Origin of the sequence: Mucilaginibacter lacusdianchii, from assembly GCF_009770985.1 — a bacterium.
In the GTDB taxonomy this organism is placed as follows: domain Bacteria; phylum Bacteroidota; class Bacteroidia; order Sphingobacteriales; family Sphingobacteriaceae; genus Mucilaginibacter; species Mucilaginibacter lacusdianchii.
The window spans coordinates 707,943-727,190 of record NZ_WSRW01000002.1 but is presented as its reverse complement, the minus strand read 5'-3'; the positions used below and the strand labels follow the sequence as shown (position 1 = coordinate 727,190).

Genomic DNA, 19,248 nt, shown 5'->3' with positions numbered 1-19,248 from the left:
GATACAGCCGTGTACTAAGCGCGCTTTTACTAAGTTAACGGGTTAGGAAGTGTTCAATGTTGTAAAGAACACGATCATATAAAACAAAACAGTAAAGCTGCCGACTTTAATTATTTCTAAATTCGCACCCAAAATTACGATATGAGAATAAAACCGATTAGTTTACTGCTAAAAGAATCGGCAGATGATAGTGAGAATGCTTTAAAACGCTCATTAGGGCCGCTGAATCTAATCTTAATTGGTATCGGGATTATTATTGGCGCCGGGTTGTTTTCCCTTACCGGTATAGCGGCCGGGCAGCACTCTGGTCCGGCGGTTACCTTGTCATTTATAATAGCCGCGCTAGGTTGTACGTTTGCTGCTTTATGCTATGCTGAGTTTTCGGCCATGATACCAGTGGCAGGCAGTGCTTATACCTATTCGTACGCAACCATGGGCGAGCTTTTTGCCTGGATTATCGGTTGGGATTTGGTACTCGAGTATTCGGTAGGGGCGGCAACAGTGGCTATCAGCTGGTCACAATACCTTACCAAGTTCCTTTCGTGGTTTGATTTGTATTTACCCCCTCAACTTACCCTGTCGCCGTTTGAAACGGCAAAAGCAGCAGACGGCAGTTTGGTACATGGCATCATTAACCTGCCTGCAGCACTGATTGTGGTTTTAGTTACTGCCATTATTGTTCGAGGTACAAAAGGTTCGGCATGGGTAAATGCCATTATTGTAACTTTGAAAGTGGGGGTGGTGCTTACCTTTATTGCTGTAGGTTGGTCATACATCAATCCGCAAAATTATCATCCTTATATTCCTCAAAACACAGGCGTATGGGGCGAGTATGGCTGGTCGGGCGTGTTAAGAGGCGCAGGGTTGGTATTCTTTGTATTTATTGGCTTTGATGCGGTATCCACCGCTGCTCAGGAAGCCAAGAATCCGCAACGTAACATGCCCATCGGTATCATCGGCTCTTTGCTGGTGTGTACCGTTTTATTTGTGGTTTTTGCACACGTGATGACCGGTATGGCTAATTATAAAGAATTCATCGGTTCGGGCGCGCCGGTTGCTATCGCTATCGAAAAAACGCATTACCCTTGGTTAAGCAAAGCTGTTGTTCTGGCAATTTTGATAGGCTATACATCCGTTATTTTGGTTGATCTTTTAGGGCAGTCGCGGGTGTTTTATTCGATGTCAAAAGATGGCCTGTTGCCAAAAGTATTTTCCGACGTTCATCCACGGTTTCGCACGCCCAGGAAATCAAATATTGTGCTTTGCTCATTCATTGCCATTTTTGCGGCTTTTGTACCCATTAGGGTAGTGGGCGAGATGACCAGCATTGGTACCCTGCTGGCTTTTGTAATGGTTTGTGCCGGTGTGCTGATTTTAAGAAAGCAACAACCCGACGCCGTGCGGCCATTTAAAACACCGCTGGTGCCGCTAGTGCCTATACTGGGCATTTTAACCTGCTTTGCCATGATGACTTTTTTACCGGGAGATACCTGGTTAAGATTGCTTATTTGGCTGGGCATTGGTTTGGTCATATATTTCGGCTACGGAAAGCGTAACAGCAAGATACAGGCCTAACCATTCGGTTGAGCTATAACAAAAAAGCAGGTGTTTAGCCTGCTTTTTTGTTATAATTGAAAAAAATCGAAGTCTTGTCAACCTTTATTTAACGCTGATGGCAAAGCCACCGCCTGATGCAACTTGCTGTTTTAGCACTGTTTTAGAAGTCACCTTTATTTTGCGAATAGCATAGCTTTGCGGATTTTTATCATAACTGGCGTCTTCACCATCGGCATAAATAGTGGCTTCAAAAGTTTTGCCCTTAGGTAAATAGTCAAATTTCACAACGGCTGTTCGGGCCATTTCATCGGTGATGCTACCAACATACCATTCGTTTTTATCCTTGGCTTTACGGGCTATGGTTAAATAGTCGCCCGGTTCGGCTTCTAATACATAGCTGTTGTCCCAGTCCACAGCCACATCTTTAATAAATTGGAAAGCGTCCGGGTAAGCCTGGTAGTTTTCAGGCAAGTCGGCTACCATTTGCAGCGGACTATACATAGTTACGTAAAGCGCTAATTGCTTAGCTAATGTGGTATGCATGTGCCGTAAGCTATCACCTTTAGCATACTTAGTTAATTTAAAGATGCCCGGCGTGTAGTCCATCGGCCCACCCATCAACCGGGTAAATGGTAAAATAGTTTCGTGCTCGGGCGGACTTCCGGCACTAAACGCGTTCCACTCATTACCACGGCCCGCCTCGCTTGCCATAAAATTTGGATAAGTACGCTGCAAACCTGTTGGCCTTACCGGCTCGTGCATATCTATAGCAACGTGGTATTGCGCTGCTTTTTCGGCGGCACGAATATAATGGTTCACCATCCACTGGCCATCGTGATGTTCGCCCCTTGGTACAATTCTACCCACATAACCAGTTTTTACAGATGTATAGCCATATTTGTTCATAAAACGGAAAGCTGTATCCATCTGTCTTTCATAACTGGTAGCGCCGCCGCCGGTTTCGTTGTGCATAATCATCATTACCCCTTTGGCTTTGGCATAGCGGGTAATTTCATTAATATCAAAATCGGGATATGGCGTAACCATGCTGAATTTATCTTCTTTCTCGGCACCCCATTCTTCCCAACCGGTGTTCCAGCCTTCTACTAATAAACCTTGTATGCCTTGTTGCGATGCAAAATCAATATAGCGCTTTACATTAGCTGTATTGGCACCGTGATGACCATGGGGTATTAGACCACCCTTTGCATCTTTAGCATCCTCGTTATCAGCATATGACCAGCTGCTGTGGCCAATCTGCATTTCCCACCATACGCCCATAAACTTCATGGGTTTTATCCAACTGGTGTTGTTGATAGTGGTAGGTTCATTTAAGTTAAGAATGAGTGTGGAAGATAAAATATCTGTTGCTTTATTGCTAACGATAACGGTACGCCAAGGTGTATGATTGGGTGTACGCAGGTAAGCTTTGTTGTTTTTTACATCTGGTACTAAATCAGCCGTTAACAAATGATTTGACGGATCAACGTGCAACTGCATGGCGGGATAATTTATCAAAGCCGCTTCATGAATGTTAATATATAAACCGTCCTGTGTTTTAAGCATCAGTGGCGTTTGAACCGCACGGCGGTCTGGCCTGTTTTCCTGATTTGTTCCGTTCGAAATCAGCGGTTGTTTCCACCCGTCTGCCTCACTCAGCTTCGATGTGGTGTACAAGTATTCGTTTGAATCATAATCGCCTGGTATCCAAAAAGCCTTGTGATCGCCGGTCAGCTGAAACTCCGTATCTTCGCTGGTAACGGTAAAATAGGTCAAATCCTGCTGTACCGGAAATTCGTAACGAAAGCCTAACCCATCATTAAATAAACGAAAACGAATACGCATTAACCGCCCTTGAACAGACTTTTGGCTTAGCGTAACTAACAGCTCGTTATAATGGTTCCTAATGGATTTTTGTTCGCCCCAAACAGGGTTCCAGGTTTCATCAAAAGTGCTGGTTTCTGATTTAGCAAGGGTGAAACCTTGATTAAAAGAGGGTACATTTTGCGTTTCGATTCCTAATTTGCTGGTTTTTACAACATCCTTTTGCTGGTAAGCAAGCTTATAAGTGGGCTCGCCATTTGTATTCAAGCTAAAGGTAAGAGCCAGCTTTTTATCTGGCGAAGTGAGCACTTGTGCATTGCTATAAATAGAACAAGTGAGTATAAACAATAAAGTAAGAAACAGTTTACGCATGGTAACTAATTGATTCAAAAAGAGAAAGAAATGGCGTACAACCGCCTTGCTTTACATACTTTCTGATAACATTAATGAGATGATTTAAATGGTTTGCTTTCCTGCACGCGAGTCTGTCTGGCAGATGCGTTTCAGGTGTACAAATCTTGTCATTCTTCCTGTTTTACTAACCTGTCATCAGCACCGATATGAAAAATTATTAGGTTTTATTGGTAATAGTATTTGATAATGAGATTGTTAAGATTAATGTTGTATAGATTTTTATGGTTGAGTTAATGCCAATCTAAGTCCTTTATTTGTATAAATCTTTTGATAAAATACGCCAATATGCATTTGTATCATATTAAGGGCACGCATTTGTGTGGTTGGTAATTAACTTCTCGAAATTAAAACGTACAATTTTGATCACATATTCGACACAGCCTTCATCCGTATTTAGAAAATCAAACGTCCTTATCAATATTGTTAATAGGTAATTCAAAAAGGGTTTTAAATAGACGTTTATAGGCAAAACAACTTTTTATTGGGTAGAATAGGAGTGATTTGGATTAAATAATCTACTTAAAACTTTGCGTTTTTACTCTTTATTGCCTTTGATTATCAATAGCTTAGTTTTTAAATACGCTACTTTTTATTTAAATTTTCACTAAATTCATTTTTATTGAATGATAGGAGTGTCATTTTTGTAATGACCAAAGGTCAACAATTTCTAACTAACCAATTTTAGCTTCATGCAAAGATTTCTATTGTGTCTAACCTTCATGGTATTGATTGGTTTGTCGGCTATAGCCCAAACCATTACATCGCCCGACAAAAACCTAACGCTTAAGTTTGAGCTGCAAGGTAATGGTGTACCAACTTATCAGCTTACTTACAAACAAAAGCCGGTTATCAAAACCAGTAAACTCGGTTTGGAAACTAAAGACGTACCGTCCTTTATGGACGGCTTTACCCTTACTAAATCGGAAACCAGCACTTTTGATGAAATGTGGACGCCGGTATGGGGAGAAGAGAAGAATATTCGCAACCATTATAACGAGTTACTGGTAACCTTAACCCAAAAATCGGTTAAAGATCGATTTATCCGCATCCGTTTTCGTGTATTTAACGATGGATTGGGTTTCCGTTACGAGTTTCCATCACAGCCTAACTTAAACTACTTTGTAATTAAGGAAGAGCATACGCAATTTGCGTTAAACGGCGATCATAAAGCATTTTGGCTGCCTGGCGACTTTGATACACAGGAATATGAGACTGTCGTTTCAAATTTGTCTGAGGTTCGCGGCAAAATGAAAGATGCGGTTACGCCTAACGTGAGTCAAACCACATTTTCACCAACAGGATTGCAAACTCCTTTGATGCTAAAAAGAAACAGTGATGGTTTGTATATTAACATCCACGAGGCAGCTCTGGTAGATTACTCTTGTATGTCGCTTAATCTGGATGACAAGAACTTTGTGCTGGAATCATTCTTAACCCCCGATGCCATTGGCGATAAAGGCTACATGCAGGCACCTACACAATCACCTTGGCGTACCGTTATTGTGAGCGATAAGGCTGGCGATGTAATGTTGTCCAAACTGGTTTATAACCTGAATGAGCCTACTAAATTTAAAGATGTATCCTGGATTAAACCGGTAAAATACGTTGGTGTTTGGTGGGAAATGATTACCGGTAAAAGCACTTGGGCTTATACCGATTTAGAAAACGTACAACTGGGCATAACCGATTATACAAAAACCAAACCCAATGGTAAACACGGTGCAAACACAGCTAACGTTAAAAAATATATCGATTTTGCCGCTAAAAATGGCTTTGATGCCGTACTGGTTGAAGGTTGGAATCAGGGCTGGGAAGATTGGTTTGGCAAAACCAAAGATTACGTGTTTGACTTTGTAACTCCTTATCCTGATTTTGATGTGAAAGAACTGCACCGTTACGCAGCTTCTAAAAATGTTAAAATCATTATGCACCATGAAACTTCAGGCTCGGTACGTAATTACGAGCGCCATTTAGACACCGCCTACAAGTTTATGGTCGAGAATGGCTATAATGCTGTAAAAAGCGGTTATGTAGGCCAAATCATTCCACGTGGCGAGCACCATTATGGGCAGTGGTTGGTAAACCACTATTTGTATACTATCACCAAAGCTGCCGATTACAAAATCATGGTAAATGCGCACGAAGCCATCCGTCCAACTGGTCTGGCCCGTACTTATCCTAACCTGATTGGTAATGAAGCAGCCCGTGGTACCGAATACGAATCGTTTGGTGGTAACACACCGGCGCACACCACCATATTACCCTTTACCCGTTTAATAGGTGGTCCGATGGATTATACACCAGGTATTTTCCAAACACGCATCAACGCTTACAACCCGCAAAATAATTCGTTTGTGCACACTACGCTGGCCAAACAATTAGCGCTGTATGTGACCATGTATAGCCCGCTACAAATGGCGGCCGATTTACCTGAAACGTATGATAAATTTTCAGACGCCTTCCAATTCATCAAAGATGTGGCTGTAGATTGGGATGCAAGTTATGCCTTAGAAGCCGAACCGGGCGAGTACATTACTTTAGCTCGTAAAGCCAAAGGCAAAAATGAATGGTACATCGGTAGCATTACCAACGAAAACCCACGCGTGGCTACCGTAACTTTCAATTACCTTCCTAAAGGCAAAACCTTTGAAGCTACTATCTATGCCGATGGTAAAGATGCTAGTTTCGATAAAAACCCGCAAAGCTACCAAATTCGCAAAGTTAAAGTCACCTCCAAAACGGTGCTTAAACAGCAAGTAGCACCAGGCGGCGGCTTTGCTGTTAGCGTTAAATAAAGGTACTTACCTATTCAAGTGTGTTGTGATGATATGATTATAAAACACTAATTAAAAAAAAGTCTGTCTATCCGGTAGACTTTTTTTATTCATCTATGGTCACCATTAAACAAACTACCATGCTGTTGGCTTATTGCTAATAATGCATGTAGTGTACTCAATAAAATTTATTAAAAACTTGCTCTAAGCTTTGCGACAATTTCCCGGTAGTATTTAAGTAAAACGCCGTGTAACATTTTTGCTTCCCCGGCAGACTTATAACTATGAAGACATTGGTTTTATCTTTTTTACTGATTATTGGCCTGGGGCCTATTGTTAGTACACATACTTTTGCTCAAGCTAAATCCGCCGCAACCCGCTATGTACCCGAACCGTATGTGCCAGCCTCGAGAGAATTGTACAATACCGTTGCAAAGCTTGATAGCATTTATTTTGATACCTACAATCACTGTAACCTGGCAAAAATGGATTCGCTTACGGCAGATGATATTGAGTTTTACCATGATCGTGGGGGCCTATCTGCCTCAAAAAAAGAGCTTATACAAGCTATACAGAACAATATTTGTGGCAAGGTTACTCGTACGCTGGTGACGGGCAGTATTGAAGTTTATGAAATACACGGCTATGGTGCTGTCGAATTCGGTTATCATACTTTCCATAATATTGCCGAGCCCGGCGAAAGCCATCCGAGTAAGTTTGTTGTCATCTGGCGGTTAAGAGATAGTAAATGGCAAATGACACGGGTAATTAGCTTGCATTAAACTATTACTGCATTTGTAATGAAATATCTGGGGGCTGATGCTTATTATTGTTTAAATCCGACGAGCAAAAATAAGTTTAGTGTCCATATTTAAATCGGTTTTCTAACTACATGACAAATGCCATCGACTTTCAACTTGTTCAACCAGTGCCCGAACTGAGTCATCTGGTAGAAAGTTTTTGGATGCTGGAAAATAAGTCTGACGAAAGCAAGCAGGTCATCATACTACCAGACGGTCGTGTAGATGCTATATTATCTTCTGATGCCCCACATAATTTCAGTTTGCTCGGTTTAGAAAGCAAGCCGTCACGAGGCGAAATACCGGCTAAGTTTGCCATGTTCAGCATTAGCTTCCGGCCTCTGGGTGTAGCGTATTTGTTTAAAAACCTTTTACCCATATTGACCGATACGGCAACGATGTTGCCTGCTGATTATTTTGGCGTTGAAATCAACCAGAATCAGTCTAAGCACGAGCTTTGTACACAACTCACAGAAAAGCTGTTAGTAATAGCGAAGAAAGAGGTTGACATACGCAAACAAAAGCTTTTTGACTTGATATATGCATCAAACGGTGCTATATCCGTAAAAGATTTATCAGCGAGAGCAGGCTGGAGCAGCAGGCAAATCAACCGCTATTTTCAATATACACTGGGCGTCTCATTAAAATCCTATTGTAATATATTACGTTTCCGGGCCTCGTTTCCACACATTAAGCAAGGCAGGCTTTTTCCAGAAGGTAACTTTAGTGACCAATCTCATTTTATCAGGGAAATAAAAAAGTATGCCGGTGTTGTTCCAAAAGAACTCGCCAAAAATGAAAACGACCGATTTATACAATTTTCGACCTTGCCATCTAAATAATTTTGCCTTGTAATATTTAACAAGGTAAAAATGATTATCAATAATAAACGAATAGCCATAGTAGGTGGTGGCCCCGGTGGGTTAACCTTAGCCAGGTTGCTACAATTAGCAGGCGCCGACGTAAAAGTGTATGAGCGCGACGCCGGCAAAGAAGTTCGTGTACAAGGCGCGACGCTGGATTTGCATGAAGAATCGGGACTCGAAGCATTGCGTAGGGCAGGGCTTATCGATGCGTTTTACGCAAATTATCGTCCGCATGCAGGCAAACTTCGCGTAACCGATCAAAACGTTGACATTAAGTTTGATGACCATGCCACTGAAGGTTTAGCCGAAAATCGCCCCGAAATAGACCGCGGTCCGTTAAGGCACATACTGCTCGATTCTTTGAATGATGATACAGTAGTATGGAACAGCCATTTCATCTCTATGGATAAAAGCGGCGAGGGCTGGATGCTGTACTTCAAAAATGGCAGTAAGGCCTATGCTGACATTGTAATTGCGGCAGATGGCGCTAACTCCAAAATACGACCGATAATTACGGATATCAAACCTATCTACTCGGGCATCACTATCATAGAAGGCAATGTTTACCATGCCGAACAAAATGCACCTCATTTAAACCATTTGACGGATGGCGGCAAAGTTTTCGCTATGGGTAATGGGCAATCTTTGATACTGAGCGGCAAAGGCGATGGAAGTCTGTCGTTTTACACCGGATGCAAAGTGTCTGAGAATTGGATTAAAGAAAGCGGTATCGATTTTAACAATAAGCAGCAAGTATTGCAGTGGTTCAAGCATGCATTCAGTTCGTGGAGCAATGTATGGCAAGAGCTGTTTTTGAGTGACGATTTATGGTTTATTCCCCGGCCGCAATATCATTACCCGTTAAACCAGCATTGGGAACCTATAGCTAATTTGACAATGATAGGCGATGCCGCCCACCGGATGCCGCCTTATGCCGGCGAAGGTGTTAACATGGCCATGCAAGATGCCATGGAACTTGCCACGCATTTAACAAGCAATGAATACGCAACGGTAAAAGAGGCAATAGCAGCCTATGAAAAACAAATGCTTGAACGGGCTTCTGCCATCACAAAAATTACACTTGATTCAACAGCGATGATGCATGGTGAAGATGCAGTAAATAAATTACTGGATATGTTTAAAGGTACTGAACAAGAGTATAATAGAAACGAGCAGGCCTGACTTCAATTTTATGTTAAGAAGTAATTTGTTTGAAATCAAATTAGGTGTCACTATCATAAACTAAGGATGACTTTTCTGATTCACAAAAGTCATTCTTAGTTTACAATGGGTTCCAGTCAATTCGTCTCCACCTAATACAAGCACGTTCTTGTTTTAGGCTCTGCTGCCCAAACATCGAACATTTATTATGTATATTAACTTAGCGTTTGCAATACACCATCAGCGAGGCTTTTGCCAAGGTATGCATACTTAGCATAAAGCCGGTTAATGCGGCCGTAGATGTGGGGTTGGTACCGAGCTTTTCTGTGTCAAGAGCATAAACCGTAATCAAGTAGCGGTGCGGCGCATCGCCTTCCGGCGGGCAAGGCCCCTGGTAACCGGGTGCGCCGGTATCATTTATACTTTGCAGGCTACCCAACGGCGCCAGTTTGGTTTTTACATCACCGGCACCTGCTTTGAGTTCTGATATTGAAGCAGGAATATTTACGATCACCCAATGCCAAAATCCACTGCCGGTAGGTGCATCCGCATCATACATGGTTACGGCAAAACTTTTGGTACCCGTAGGTGCACTTGTCCAACTGAGTTGCGGTGAAACGTTAGTGCCGTTACAACCAAGATTTCCTGCTATAAACTCGTAGGTAAACTGGCCGCCCAAACTGTTGCTTCTTAAAGTGAAGGTTTGTGCAAACCCGGTAGCCGATAAAAAGATCATGGCTGCCCAAAAGAGAATATGTTTCTTTATCATACAGCAAATATCCGCAGCTGTGGCTGGTTACTGTTATTGCCAAAAGCTCAAACCTATGGTGCAGAAAGCTCATGTTGCCAGGAGCCAGGCGCTTTGCCATATTTACGGCGAAAGGCGGTGCAAAAGTTAGACAGGTTTTCATACCCATAATCCAGGTACAAGTCTGCCGCATTTTTACCTTGCGCTAATTCTGCAGCTGCAAGCTCCAGCTTTCGTTGCCGGATGTAGCGTTGTGGTGCAATGCCATACAACTTTTCAAAATCGCGCTTAAATGAAGCCAGGCTGCGATGCGCTAAGAAAGCCATTTCTTCCAGTGTAAGTTTACTGAACAGGTGCTGCTCTACCAGTTGCTGGAGTGATGTGTTGCGGCCATCATCAAACAAACCAGCCAGTTGAGCGGGAAAGCGTTCACCCAAATACAAAAGCAATTCATGCAACTTATGGATAGCCATAGCTCCAGACAGTGGCATGCCCGATTCAATTAACATTTTAAGCTGCCCGATATAGCTGTTCAAGTATTCATCTGATTCAAAATGGAGGAAGGGCACAGCAGTTGTATGGGCTTTTTGAACGCCAAGCTGTTTCCTTACAAAATCGTGTCCTAAATCATGAGGAAAAAAGATAAGGATGCTGTGATATGGGTCGGTATTATTGCTATGTTCGGCAATAAGAGAGTGCCCGGTAGGAATCAGCATGCCTTGTCCTGCCCGGAGCAAGGTTTGACCGCCATCACGAAAGATATGTTTTTCTCCGTTTTGTACAAAACTGAAAGCATAGCAGTTAAAAAGTACACGGTTCCGAAAGTGTCCACCTTGATCCCTGTAGCTCAAAAAGCGTAGAGGGCCAGCCTGAATGCCAGGCTGGGCGCAAACTGCTTCGGGTATCTGAATCATGTCCATAACGCAATGCACAAACTTAATGCTTTGTTCTGTGATATCAATAACCCTGTAGGCGTAGCCTATCCTTTAGCCAGCTCAATCCATACCGGTGCATGATCGCTGGTTTTCTCCCAGCCACGTACATTTTTGTCTACTCCGGCGTTTTTGAGCCGGCTGTTTAGGTGGGAACTCAGTAAAAAGTGATCAATCCGCAAACCTGCATTACGGCCATATGCATTGCGGAAGTAGTCCCAAAAGGTATAAATTGTATCGTCTGGGTAAAGCTTTCTGAGGGCGTCTGTCCATCCCTGATCAAGCAGCGACTTAAAAGCAGAACGTACTTCCGGGCGGAACAGCGCATCATCCAACCAGCGCTCAGGCTTATACACATCCAGATCTGTTGGCATAACGTTAAAGTCGCCGGTAAGCAGCACCGGCACATCGCGTGCAAGCAGTCCGGCCGCATGGTTTTGCAACCGCTCAAACCAGCGAAGTTTATAATCAAACTTGGGACCGGGAGCAGGGTTGCCGTTGGGCAAGTACAGGCAGCCAATAACAATGCCGTTAACATAGGCTTCCAAATAGCGGCTTTGACTATCCTCTTCGTCTCCTGGCAGGCCGCGCCTCAATTCCTGAATATCCTCATTGCGCGAAAGTATAGCTACCCCATTCCAGCTTTTTTGACCGTGCCAAATGGCTTGGTAACCTGCGGCCTGTATGGCTTCTATAGGAAACTTTTCCTGCGGGGCTTTGAGTTCTTGCAGGCACACCACATCTGGAGTTGTTTCTTCCAGCCAACGCAGCAGAACAGGCAGCCGTCCGTTTACACCGTTTACGTTATAGGTAGCTATTTTCATTAAAATTGATTACAAGTAAAACGTAAAAGTATACAAATAGTGCAATTCTTATTACCCTGCAAATTTAACACACCCTATTTAATTAGGAAGTTCAGCTAAATAGACGGATTAAGGCTAAATGACGTTGTGGAAGAACTTTTGCTGAATACAATAAGTAGACTTTTTAGATGGCCTGTAAATTTCTAAACGTCTTCTCGAAATATATTTGAGTTGTAATTGAAATAAATAGATTTGCGAGGGGAGATGAAGCGGCCGATTGATATCGGCGCGCTTTCATTTATGAAAATTCAAAATAAGTCTTACTTATTTTGAACCATCAAAAGGATGAAATTCAATATCAACCCAAAACCAGTAAAAAAAGTCTGCCGTTGAAGAATTACTATCTCTGACCGATTTAATATTGGTAACGGTATAGTCGGCAGGAATCTTAACTTCATAAAACTTAAGATTGCTGCTTTTTTCTGACATTGCGGTTTCTGTTTCGGTGACATCATCATAAACAAAGTTGATTGACCGAAGCGGTGATTTGTAGAAAGACGGTGTGTAATAAAACCGTATAGTTGCTATCTTTTTATTTGGATCAATCGAAATTTGCTTTGACTTACTACCACCAATTTTAGTGCAACGAACACCCTCATGGTCAGTAAAGTTTACCACAAAGCTATCTAGGTTATCGCCATAGTTATAAATTACTTCTTTAATTTTTCCTGGTGCTTGATTGTCGTTAGCAGGCTTTAAAGGAGGTAAAACATTATCATTACCGGGACAAAAGGGGCCTATGGTCAGCTTTTTAAAATTGGGGTCAATTTGAGGTGCGTCATCTGCTGATCCTGGCAATAACCGATTAGTGTAAAAGAAGGTCGAATAAGCATCAGCAAAGCTTGTTGTCCATTGCGATATCCAATTAGCTTTTACTTGGTTAAGTTCATTTTTCAAATACTCTTTCCCATCAACAAAATCGCCGGTTTTATTAAAAGATACGTTTAAAAACTGGTCGTAAATAGCAACCTTTGTATCTTTAAATAAGATACCGTTAATAGTGTTTTGATAGATAATTTGGTCTGCCCGCCATTTCAATAGGTCAGGGATGTTTTCTTGGAAAAAGGTACGATAGCTTTCAATTTGTCTTTGCAGGTCGTAACCCCAATTTTCATCATATTCGCCAAACAACTCGGCACCATAATCAACGCGTTCTTTTAAAAGGCCTAAATGCAATTGGGAAAATCCGATAGTAAAAGGGATGAGTTGCGCCTTGTGTTGCGATTTGATTAGTTTGTAATAAAGTTCTGTACACTTGCTTAGGCATATAGAAAGTAAAATCCGCTTCTCACTATCGTTTTTTGCCAATACATAAGAAGTCATATCACTTTTAATAGCGGTAAGCTCGCTACCGTCTCGGGTAATTTCAAACTCAAGTAGTTTTAAATCTATCATTCGGGCAACATTGTTGCTAATCTGTGCCCATACATCCGCTTTAGCTTCTTTCCAGAAAGATTTTATTATAAAGCTTACTAAGCTGCCTACATAAGGTGCTTTAGCGGCTAGTGCTATGGCTACTGTTCGCACTGACGAATCCCATGATTCTTTGGGGGTAGGTGCAGATACCGGAACGTAATCCAATCCTGAAAGTACCATTTGTTGATACGTATCAGGCGTTTTAGGTAAAGTACTATTCATTAGTCAATGTATTTAAATTACTTAAGGGTATGTTATTGGTGACTTATACGTGTGGAGATAAGCGCAGGTTTCTCTCCTGCCTATTTCAAACCGGTTGAAAGAATGAGTTATATAACCTTCAATTAAACATGTTGACGTTTGTTAATCAAAAGATTAATTATCTTGCGCCAATTAAATTCAACCGTCATAGCGTTTAAGCGACAATACCTGACTATGAAAAATCTTTATCCTAAAAAGTTACTTTTTACTCTTATTGCGGCTCTGGGTATCAACCTTAGTGCCGAGAAAAGCTTTGCCGACATCTTTGCATCTGTACAAGATACCATGAAAGGCGCACCGGTACCTGCCGAAATAGAAAACCCGGAAATGCTGGGAATTCATAAAGAGCCTGCGCATGCCACTTTAATGCCTTATGGTAACTTAACTGAAGCCTTAAAAGCAAACCGGCGTGCCTCATCACTTACCATGAGTTTAAATGGTACGTGGAAGTTTAACTGGGTTAAATGGCCTCAGCAACGGCCTGTTGATTTTTATAAAACGTCTTATAATGTTTCGGGCTGGAAAGATATCAAGGTACCATCGAACTGGCAGCTTGAGGGATATGGTACGCCCTATTACAGCAATTACAATTATATTTTTCAGAAGGATTTTCCAAGGGTAATGAGTACCCCACCCAAAAAATTTACAGCGTATGATGAAAGGAATCCGGTAGGTAGTTACCGGCGCGAGTTTAACGTGCCAGCTGCATGGAATGGCAGACGGATATTTGTCACGTTCGACGGGGTAGATGCCGGCTTTTTCATTTGGGTAAACGGCAAAAAAGTTGGCTATAGTGTAAATAGCCGCAATGCAGCGGAGTTTGATTTAACCAGCTATGTAAAACCTGGTAAAAACATGATTGCTGTGGAAGTATATCGTTTTACTACCGGCAGTTATCTGGAAGACCAGGACATGTGGCGCTTAAGCGGTATTTTTAGAAATGTAACCTTATGGAGCAGTCCGCAGGAACACATCCGCGATTACTTTGTTAAAACTAATTTGGATAAACAGTACCGCGATGCACAGGTAGAGGTAAATGCCAAGGTTAAGAACTATGGATCAACAGTGATGCAGCCCAATGATTTGACGGCTACTTTATACAACGGCAACCAGGTTGTAAAAGGAGCAACGGCAAAAAAATCTATCCCTGCGTTACAACCCGGACAAGAGATTGAGGTAAAATTAACGTTTTCGGTAAGCAAGCCTGAAAAATGGACGGCAGAAACCCCCAAGCTTTATACAACAGTACTTACCCTCACTAAAGGTAATCGTACAATAGAAACCCTTTCATCACGTACCGGTTTTAGAAGCATTGAGATTAAAGGACGGCTATTTATGGTCAATGGCGTGCCTGTTAAACTAAAAGGGGTAAACCGGCATGAGAACTGGCCGGATGACGGGCATGCTATAACAGAAGCCCAGATGGTTAAAGATATGCTGCTTATTAAGCAAGCCAACTGTAACCACGTACGTACCTGCCATTATTCAGATGATCCGCGGTGGTACGAGTTATGTGACGAGTACGGTATTTATCTGGTTGCCGAGGCAAACATAGAAAGCCATGGTGCGTGGGACGAGTTTAATGAAGATCCTCGTATCAAAGCGGCTCTAATTGACCGTAATGTAGCCAATGTGGAGAGCTTTAAAAACCATCCTTCGGTAGTAATTTGGTCATTAGGTAATGAGTGTGGCAGCGGTGGTAGTAATTTCAGGGCTATTGTTAAGACCATTAAAGCAATTGATACATCAAGACCAACACATTATGAAGGTTTTGGCATCAAAGCTGATAACCCGGCTGATTTAGATAGCCGAATGTATACCAGCCCGGCAGATGTTGAAAAAATTGCGAACAGCGACAAATACACGAAGCCATTTTATATGTGTGAATATGCACATGCCATGTTCAACTCTATGGGATCAGTTGATGTATATAACGATCTATTTGATAAGTACCCTTCACTGATGGGCGGTGCCATATGGGAATGGCAGGATCAGGGCGTTTATAACCGACGCGATCCTAACCACCCGATAACAGCTTTTGGCGGTGGCTTCGGCGAGTTTCCGAACGATCATTATTTTATTCACAAGGGGGTTGTTTTCTCTGATCGTTCATTAAAACCAGATTACCCTGAATTGAAACATGCTTACCAATGGATCAGTATCAAGCCAAAGGATTTGCGGAATGGCATAGTAACTGTTAAAAATCGTTATCAGTTCACTAATTTAAATGCTCTGTCTGCACGATGGGAACTAACCGAAGATGGGGTGTCTGTAGCCACTGGTGTTTTGCAGGTAGGAGAGATACAACCAGGTAAAGAAGCAGATGTTAAGATACCATTGGCAGTAAACCCTAAACCAGGAGCCGAATACTTTTTGCGGGTTTCTTTCGCATTAGCTGCCGATCAGCTTTGGGCTAAAAAGGGTTACGAGGTAGCTGAACAGCAGTTTGAACTGCCAATTGCAAAACCTGCTCTGGTAAGAAATGATGCAGCTGGAAAACTAACCGTGTCTGACGCGCAGAATAAAATTGAAATCACCGGCGAAAGTTTCAAGCTGACTTTTGACAAAAAGACCGGTACCTTTTCAAAGATAGAACAAGCCGGCAAAAACCTGCTGACAGAGAACGGCGGCCCTATGCTGCACCTTTGGCGGGCGCCACACCGTAACGATGATATGTATGCTGATGAGGGTTGGGAAAAGAAGGGGCTGAAAAATATTACCTGGGTAACCAATAGTGTTAGCGGTAAACAATTATCATCAAATAAAGCAGAGATACGGGTAAGTTTAACAGGAACCGGAAAAGAGGATTTCACCATACAACACCAAGTGGTTTATACAATCAGTGCTGATGGGGTGATTCATGCCGCTAATCAGGTATCGTTCAGCGATCCGAAAGTGGTTTTGGCACGTATCGGTGTACGCATGTTTTTGGATAAGCAACTCGATAGCTTTACTTACTTTGGCCGTGGCCCGATGGAGAATTACTCGGATAGGAAGAGTGGGTTTGATATTGGCCGTTTCTCCAGCACGGTAGATAACCAGCTTACACCTTACGAAAAGCCAATGGAAGCTGGCAATCACGAAGATATCCGCTGGGCGCAGTTACAAATGAAAAACGGGTCGGGTATCAAGGTGAAGCAGGATACATCATTATTACAGGTATCGGCGCTACCATACAGCGACGAAGAAATGGAGAAGGTAGAATATAAAATTGATCTGCCGAAAAGCAAAGCCACTGTATTATGCGTTAGTCACAAAACACTGGGTGTTGGTTCCAATTCCTGCGGCCCGTCTCCTCTAGAACCTTATGTAGTTTATGCAAAGCCAACTAATTTCAGTTACGATATTCAGTTGGTTACTAAATAAAAATAAAAGACGGCACGATAAGATATAGATTGGTCGCCGCCTTCTTTGTTGTTAATTTAATTCAGGCTGATAATACATTTTCCTATTATCAGCCTGAATTATTAAAGTTAATTGCCTTTGCCTGAAGTGGTAATGGCTAACTGCTTACCCTTTTTTAACTCAGCATCCGGAATAAAATAGTCCGAAATTTTTTGTTCCCCGTAATTAATGCTGCTGATTTTTCTGCCCGAACCTTTTTTAAGTATGGTAAACTTTTTGCCATCGGGTAAAGTAAGTTCAACCTTATTGAAAAGCGGAACAGATACGATGTATTTAGGATCGGCAGGAGAGAAGGGATAAAAGCCCATGGCATTAAACACATACCAAGACGACATTTCGCCTGCATCATCCATACCTGCATAGGATAGTTTGTATTTTCCCATGTCGTAAAAATGATTCATGATGCTATCCAGAAACAGCTGTGATCTCTCTTGTTTGCCCACAAAGTAGTACAGGAACGGGTAAGTATGATCGGGTTGGTTGCCCTGGCAATACTGGCCAATAAAGCCTGATAAATTTTCGGCTTGGTATCCTTTCCACGGAACTGAAAAAAGAGAATCCAGCTTTTTCTCGAAGGCTGCGTTACTTCCATACAATGCAATTAGTCCTTTTACGTCATGTGGTACAAAAAACGAAGACTGCCAGGCATTGGCTTCACGGTACATGTACTCAAAATACGGGTAATCGGGTTTAAAATTCTTTACCCAATCTCCGTTAGCCAAGCGGCCTCTCATAAAGCCAGTAGAGGGGTCGAATACGTTTTTGTAGTTGCTGGTCCTTTTCATCAGCATTTGGTAATTGCTATTGTCATTTAATGCCTTGGCCAGCAAAGCAAGGGCATAATCATCATAAGCATATTCAAGCGTTTTGGTTACTGCCGCTTTAGTAACGGTAGTAGTTACCGGGTTGGGTACATCTAATTCAGCTATATAGCCCTTGGTATCGTACTCGGTAATGTATGGTCTGGTTCCTCCCTCAACAGTGGCATTTCTGATTAATAAGTTATAGGCACTTTTTACGTCATAGTCCCGAATGCCTCTTAAATAAGAACCGGCAACAAAAGCCGCAGCATGGTCGCCGTGGAAAAACGTCGGCATAAATCCTTTTTTCTCCCCTTTGTCTATCAATGATTTAATGACATCGGCTGTTACTTTGGGCGACAACAGCCCCAGCAATATCAATTTGTTACGGTAATCATCCCATAAAGACGGCTCTGTGTAATAGTTAAACCCTTTGTTTACTACTTTCCCGGTCATATCCGTAAACTGGCCATTGTTATCACTCCTGAGCGCCGGCCACAAAAACGAGCGATACAGGCAAGAGTAAAACAAGCCGCGCTGACGTTCAGTACCGCCGGATATTTTTACTTTGGATAATAAGCTATTCCAGGTTTTAGTGGCTTCATTTTGTATTTGGGTAAAAGATTTCCCCAGCATTTCTTTCTGTAGATTTTCTTTTGCATTCTGTATACTCACGTAAGAAAATCCGATTTGTATTTCCAATGGTTTCGCACCATCAGCAAAATTAATTACCGGTACAATCTTCTGGTCTTTTTTTAGTGAGTCAATCTGTTTAATATCGTGATTGGTTACTGCGTAGAAATAAATTTTTTCGCCGGTTTGCTGGTAGCCGGTAAATACATTTTTACCCTCTTGTACAATGTTCCAACCTCTTACCCTTTCATTAGCCATGGCTAAATCTGCAATAAGCTTTTGGCTTTGATTGGGTTTAAAAGTGTATCGATGAAAGCCACAGCGAAGTGTTGAGGTAAGCTCTGCATTGATGCCATAGCGTTCCAGATAAACCTGGTAATAACCTGGATGGGCTGCTTCCCGGCTGTGACTGTAGGCAGATGCATAGTCGTCGGCATTAACATTACCGGTAACCGGCATCAAAGGTACGTTACATAAATTCCAGTGGCCTTTACTGGTATGGATGAAGCCGTAAATCAAACTGTCCTCATACTGATAGCCTGATCCGCTATGAAATTTGGTAACGGGGCTTAATTGTACCATGGCATTTGGCAGGGAAGATCCCGGAAAAACTTCTGCACCCCATACTCTACGCGTAGGTTTAAATCCTGCATCCGCAGAATCGGTTAGGGTAGCTGTACCTAACAGTGGGTTTACATAATCTGTCGGTAGTTTTTGCGCCTGAGACCTGCTAAATGCAGCAGCGAGCAGAACGCCGATGAGGATGTGTTTGAACATGACTTTAAGTTTATAGG

12 protein-coding genes are annotated in these 19,248 nt (G+C 42.3%); 6 read left to right on the top strand and 6 right to left on the bottom strand.

The window, feature by feature from the left end:
• Positions 1-141: 141 nt before the first annotated feature.
• Positions 142-1,575: an amino acid permease gene (locus tag GPM24_RS10190; RefSeq protein ID WP_158826653.1), complete on the top strand. Its 1,434-nt coding sequence runs from the start codon at positions 142-144 to the stop codon at positions 1,573-1,575.
• A gap of 84 nt (positions 1,576-1,659) precedes the next feature.
• Here GPM24_RS10190 and GPM24_RS10185 read toward each other — a convergent pair whose 3' ends face one another.
• Positions 1,660-3,753 carry a glycoside hydrolase family 97 protein gene (locus GPM24_RS10185; RefSeq protein WP_158826652.1) on the bottom strand — a complete coding sequence of 698 codons (2,094 nt, stop codon included), beginning with the start codon at positions 3,751-3,753 and terminating at the stop codon, positions 1,660-1,662.
• Positions 3,754-4,484: 731 nt separating this feature from the next.
• Here GPM24_RS10185 and GPM24_RS10180 point away from each other — a divergent pair.
• The 4 genes from GPM24_RS10180 (at position 4,485) to GPM24_RS10165 (ending at position 9,417) form a co-directional block, all read left to right on the top strand.
• Positions 4,485-6,590 carry a glycoside hydrolase family 97 protein gene (locus GPM24_RS10180; protein ID WP_158826651.1) on the top strand — a complete coding sequence of 702 codons (2,106 nt, stop codon included), beginning with the start codon at positions 4,485-4,487 and terminating at the stop codon, positions 6,588-6,590.
• Positions 6,591-6,853: 263 nt separating this feature from the next.
• Positions 6,854-7,351: a nuclear transport factor 2 family protein gene (locus tag GPM24_RS10175; protein ID WP_158826650.1), complete on the top strand. Its 498-nt coding sequence runs from the start codon at positions 6,854-6,856 to the stop codon at positions 7,349-7,351.
• Between the two features lie 110 nt (positions 7,352-7,461).
• Positions 7,462-8,211: a helix-turn-helix domain-containing protein gene (locus tag GPM24_RS10170; protein ID WP_158826649.1), complete on the top strand. Its 750-nt coding sequence runs from the start codon at positions 7,462-7,464 to the stop codon at positions 8,209-8,211.
• Positions 8,212-8,241: 30 nt separating this feature from the next.
• Positions 8,242-9,417, top strand: coding sequence for an FAD-dependent oxidoreductase (locus GPM24_RS10165; RefSeq protein ID WP_158826648.1), 1,176 nt, complete (start codon positions 8,242-8,244; stop codon positions 9,415-9,417).
• Positions 9,418-9,616: 199 nt separating this feature from the next.
• Here the strand turns inward: GPM24_RS10165 and GPM24_RS10160 are convergent, their stop codons facing one another.
• From GPM24_RS10160 to GPM24_RS10145, 4 genes are all read right to left on the bottom strand, one after another.
• Positions 9,617-10,165 (bottom strand): YbhB/YbcL family Raf kinase inhibitor-like protein, encoded by a 549-nt coding sequence (locus GPM24_RS10160; RefSeq protein WP_158826647.1) that lies wholly within the window; start codon positions 10,163-10,165, stop codon positions 9,617-9,619.
• A gap of 53 nt (positions 10,166-10,218) precedes the next feature.
• A complete protein-coding gene (locus GPM24_RS10155) occupies positions 10,219-11,064 on the bottom strand; it encodes a helix-turn-helix transcriptional regulator (protein WP_158826646.1) in 846 nt (281 codons plus the stop codon).
• A 59-nt stretch (positions 11,065-11,123) separates the two neighbouring features.
• Positions 11,124-11,900 carry an exodeoxyribonuclease III gene (gene xth, locus GPM24_RS10150; protein WP_158826645.1) on the bottom strand — a complete coding sequence of 259 codons (777 nt, stop codon included), beginning with the start codon at positions 11,898-11,900 and terminating at the stop codon, positions 11,124-11,126.
• A 303-nt stretch (positions 11,901-12,203) separates the two neighbouring features.
• Positions 12,204-13,577 carry a hypothetical protein gene (locus GPM24_RS10145; RefSeq protein ID WP_158826644.1) on the bottom strand — a complete coding sequence of 458 codons (1,374 nt, stop codon included), beginning with the start codon at positions 13,575-13,577 and terminating at the stop codon, positions 12,204-12,206.
• 213 nt (positions 13,578-13,790) lie between these two features.
• On the opposite strand from GPM24_RS10145, the gene GPM24_RS10140 reads away from it, so the two are divergent.
• Positions 13,791-16,982, top strand: a complete 3,192-nt coding sequence (locus tag GPM24_RS10140; protein ID WP_199269721.1) for a glycoside hydrolase family 2 TIM barrel-domain containing protein — start codon at positions 13,791-13,793, stop codon at positions 16,980-16,982.
• Positions 16,983-17,089: 107 nt separating this feature from the next.
• Here GPM24_RS10140 and GPM24_RS10135 read toward each other — a convergent pair whose 3' ends face one another.
• Positions 17,090-19,231, bottom strand: a complete 2,142-nt coding sequence (locus GPM24_RS10135) for a GH92 family glycosyl hydrolase (protein ID WP_158826643.1) — start codon at positions 19,229-19,231, stop codon at positions 17,090-17,092.
• Positions 19,232-19,248 lie beyond the last annotated feature (17 nt).

Coding starts and splice junctions, on each gene's coding strand:
- GPM24_RS10185 (WP_158826652.1), bottom strand. CDS start 3,753: ATGCGTAAACTGTTTCTTACTTTATTGTTTATACTCACTTGTTCTATT.
- GPM24_RS10165 (WP_158826648.1), top strand. CDS start 8,242: ATGATTATCAATAATAAACGAATAGCCATAGTAGGTGGTGGCCCCGGT.
- GPM24_RS10180 (WP_158826651.1), top strand. CDS start 4,485: ATGCAAAGATTTCTATTGTGTCTAACCTTCATGGTATTGATTGGTTTG.
- GPM24_RS10170 (WP_158826649.1), top strand. CDS start 7,462: ATGACAAATGCCATCGACTTTCAACTTGTTCAACCAGTGCCCGAACTG.
- GPM24_RS10190 (WP_158826653.1), top strand. CDS start 142: ATGAGAATAAAACCGATTAGTTTACTGCTAAAAGAATCGGCAGATGAT.
- GPM24_RS10145 (WP_158826644.1), bottom strand. CDS start 13,577: ATGAATAGTACTTTACCTAAAACGCCTGATACGTATCAACAAATGGTA.
- GPM24_RS10155 (WP_158826646.1), bottom strand. CDS start 11,064: ATGGACATGATTCAGATACCCGAAGCAGTTTGCGCCCAGCCTGGCATT.
- GPM24_RS10135 (WP_158826643.1), bottom strand. CDS start 19,231: ATGTTCAAACACATCCTCATCGGCGTTCTGCTCGCTGCTGCATTTAGC.
- GPM24_RS10175 (WP_158826650.1), top strand. CDS start 6,854: ATGAAGACATTGGTTTTATCTTTTTTACTGATTATTGGCCTGGGGCCT.
- GPM24_RS10160 (WP_158826647.1), bottom strand. CDS start 10,165: ATGATAAAGAAACATATTCTCTTTTGGGCAGCCATGATCTTTTTATCG.
- xth (WP_158826645.1), bottom strand. CDS start 11,900: ATGAAAATAGCTACCTATAACGTAAACGGTGTAAACGGACGGCTGCCT.
- GPM24_RS10140 (WP_199269721.1), top strand. CDS start 13,791: ATGAAAAATCTTTATCCTAAAAAGTTACTTTTTACTCTTATTGCGGCT.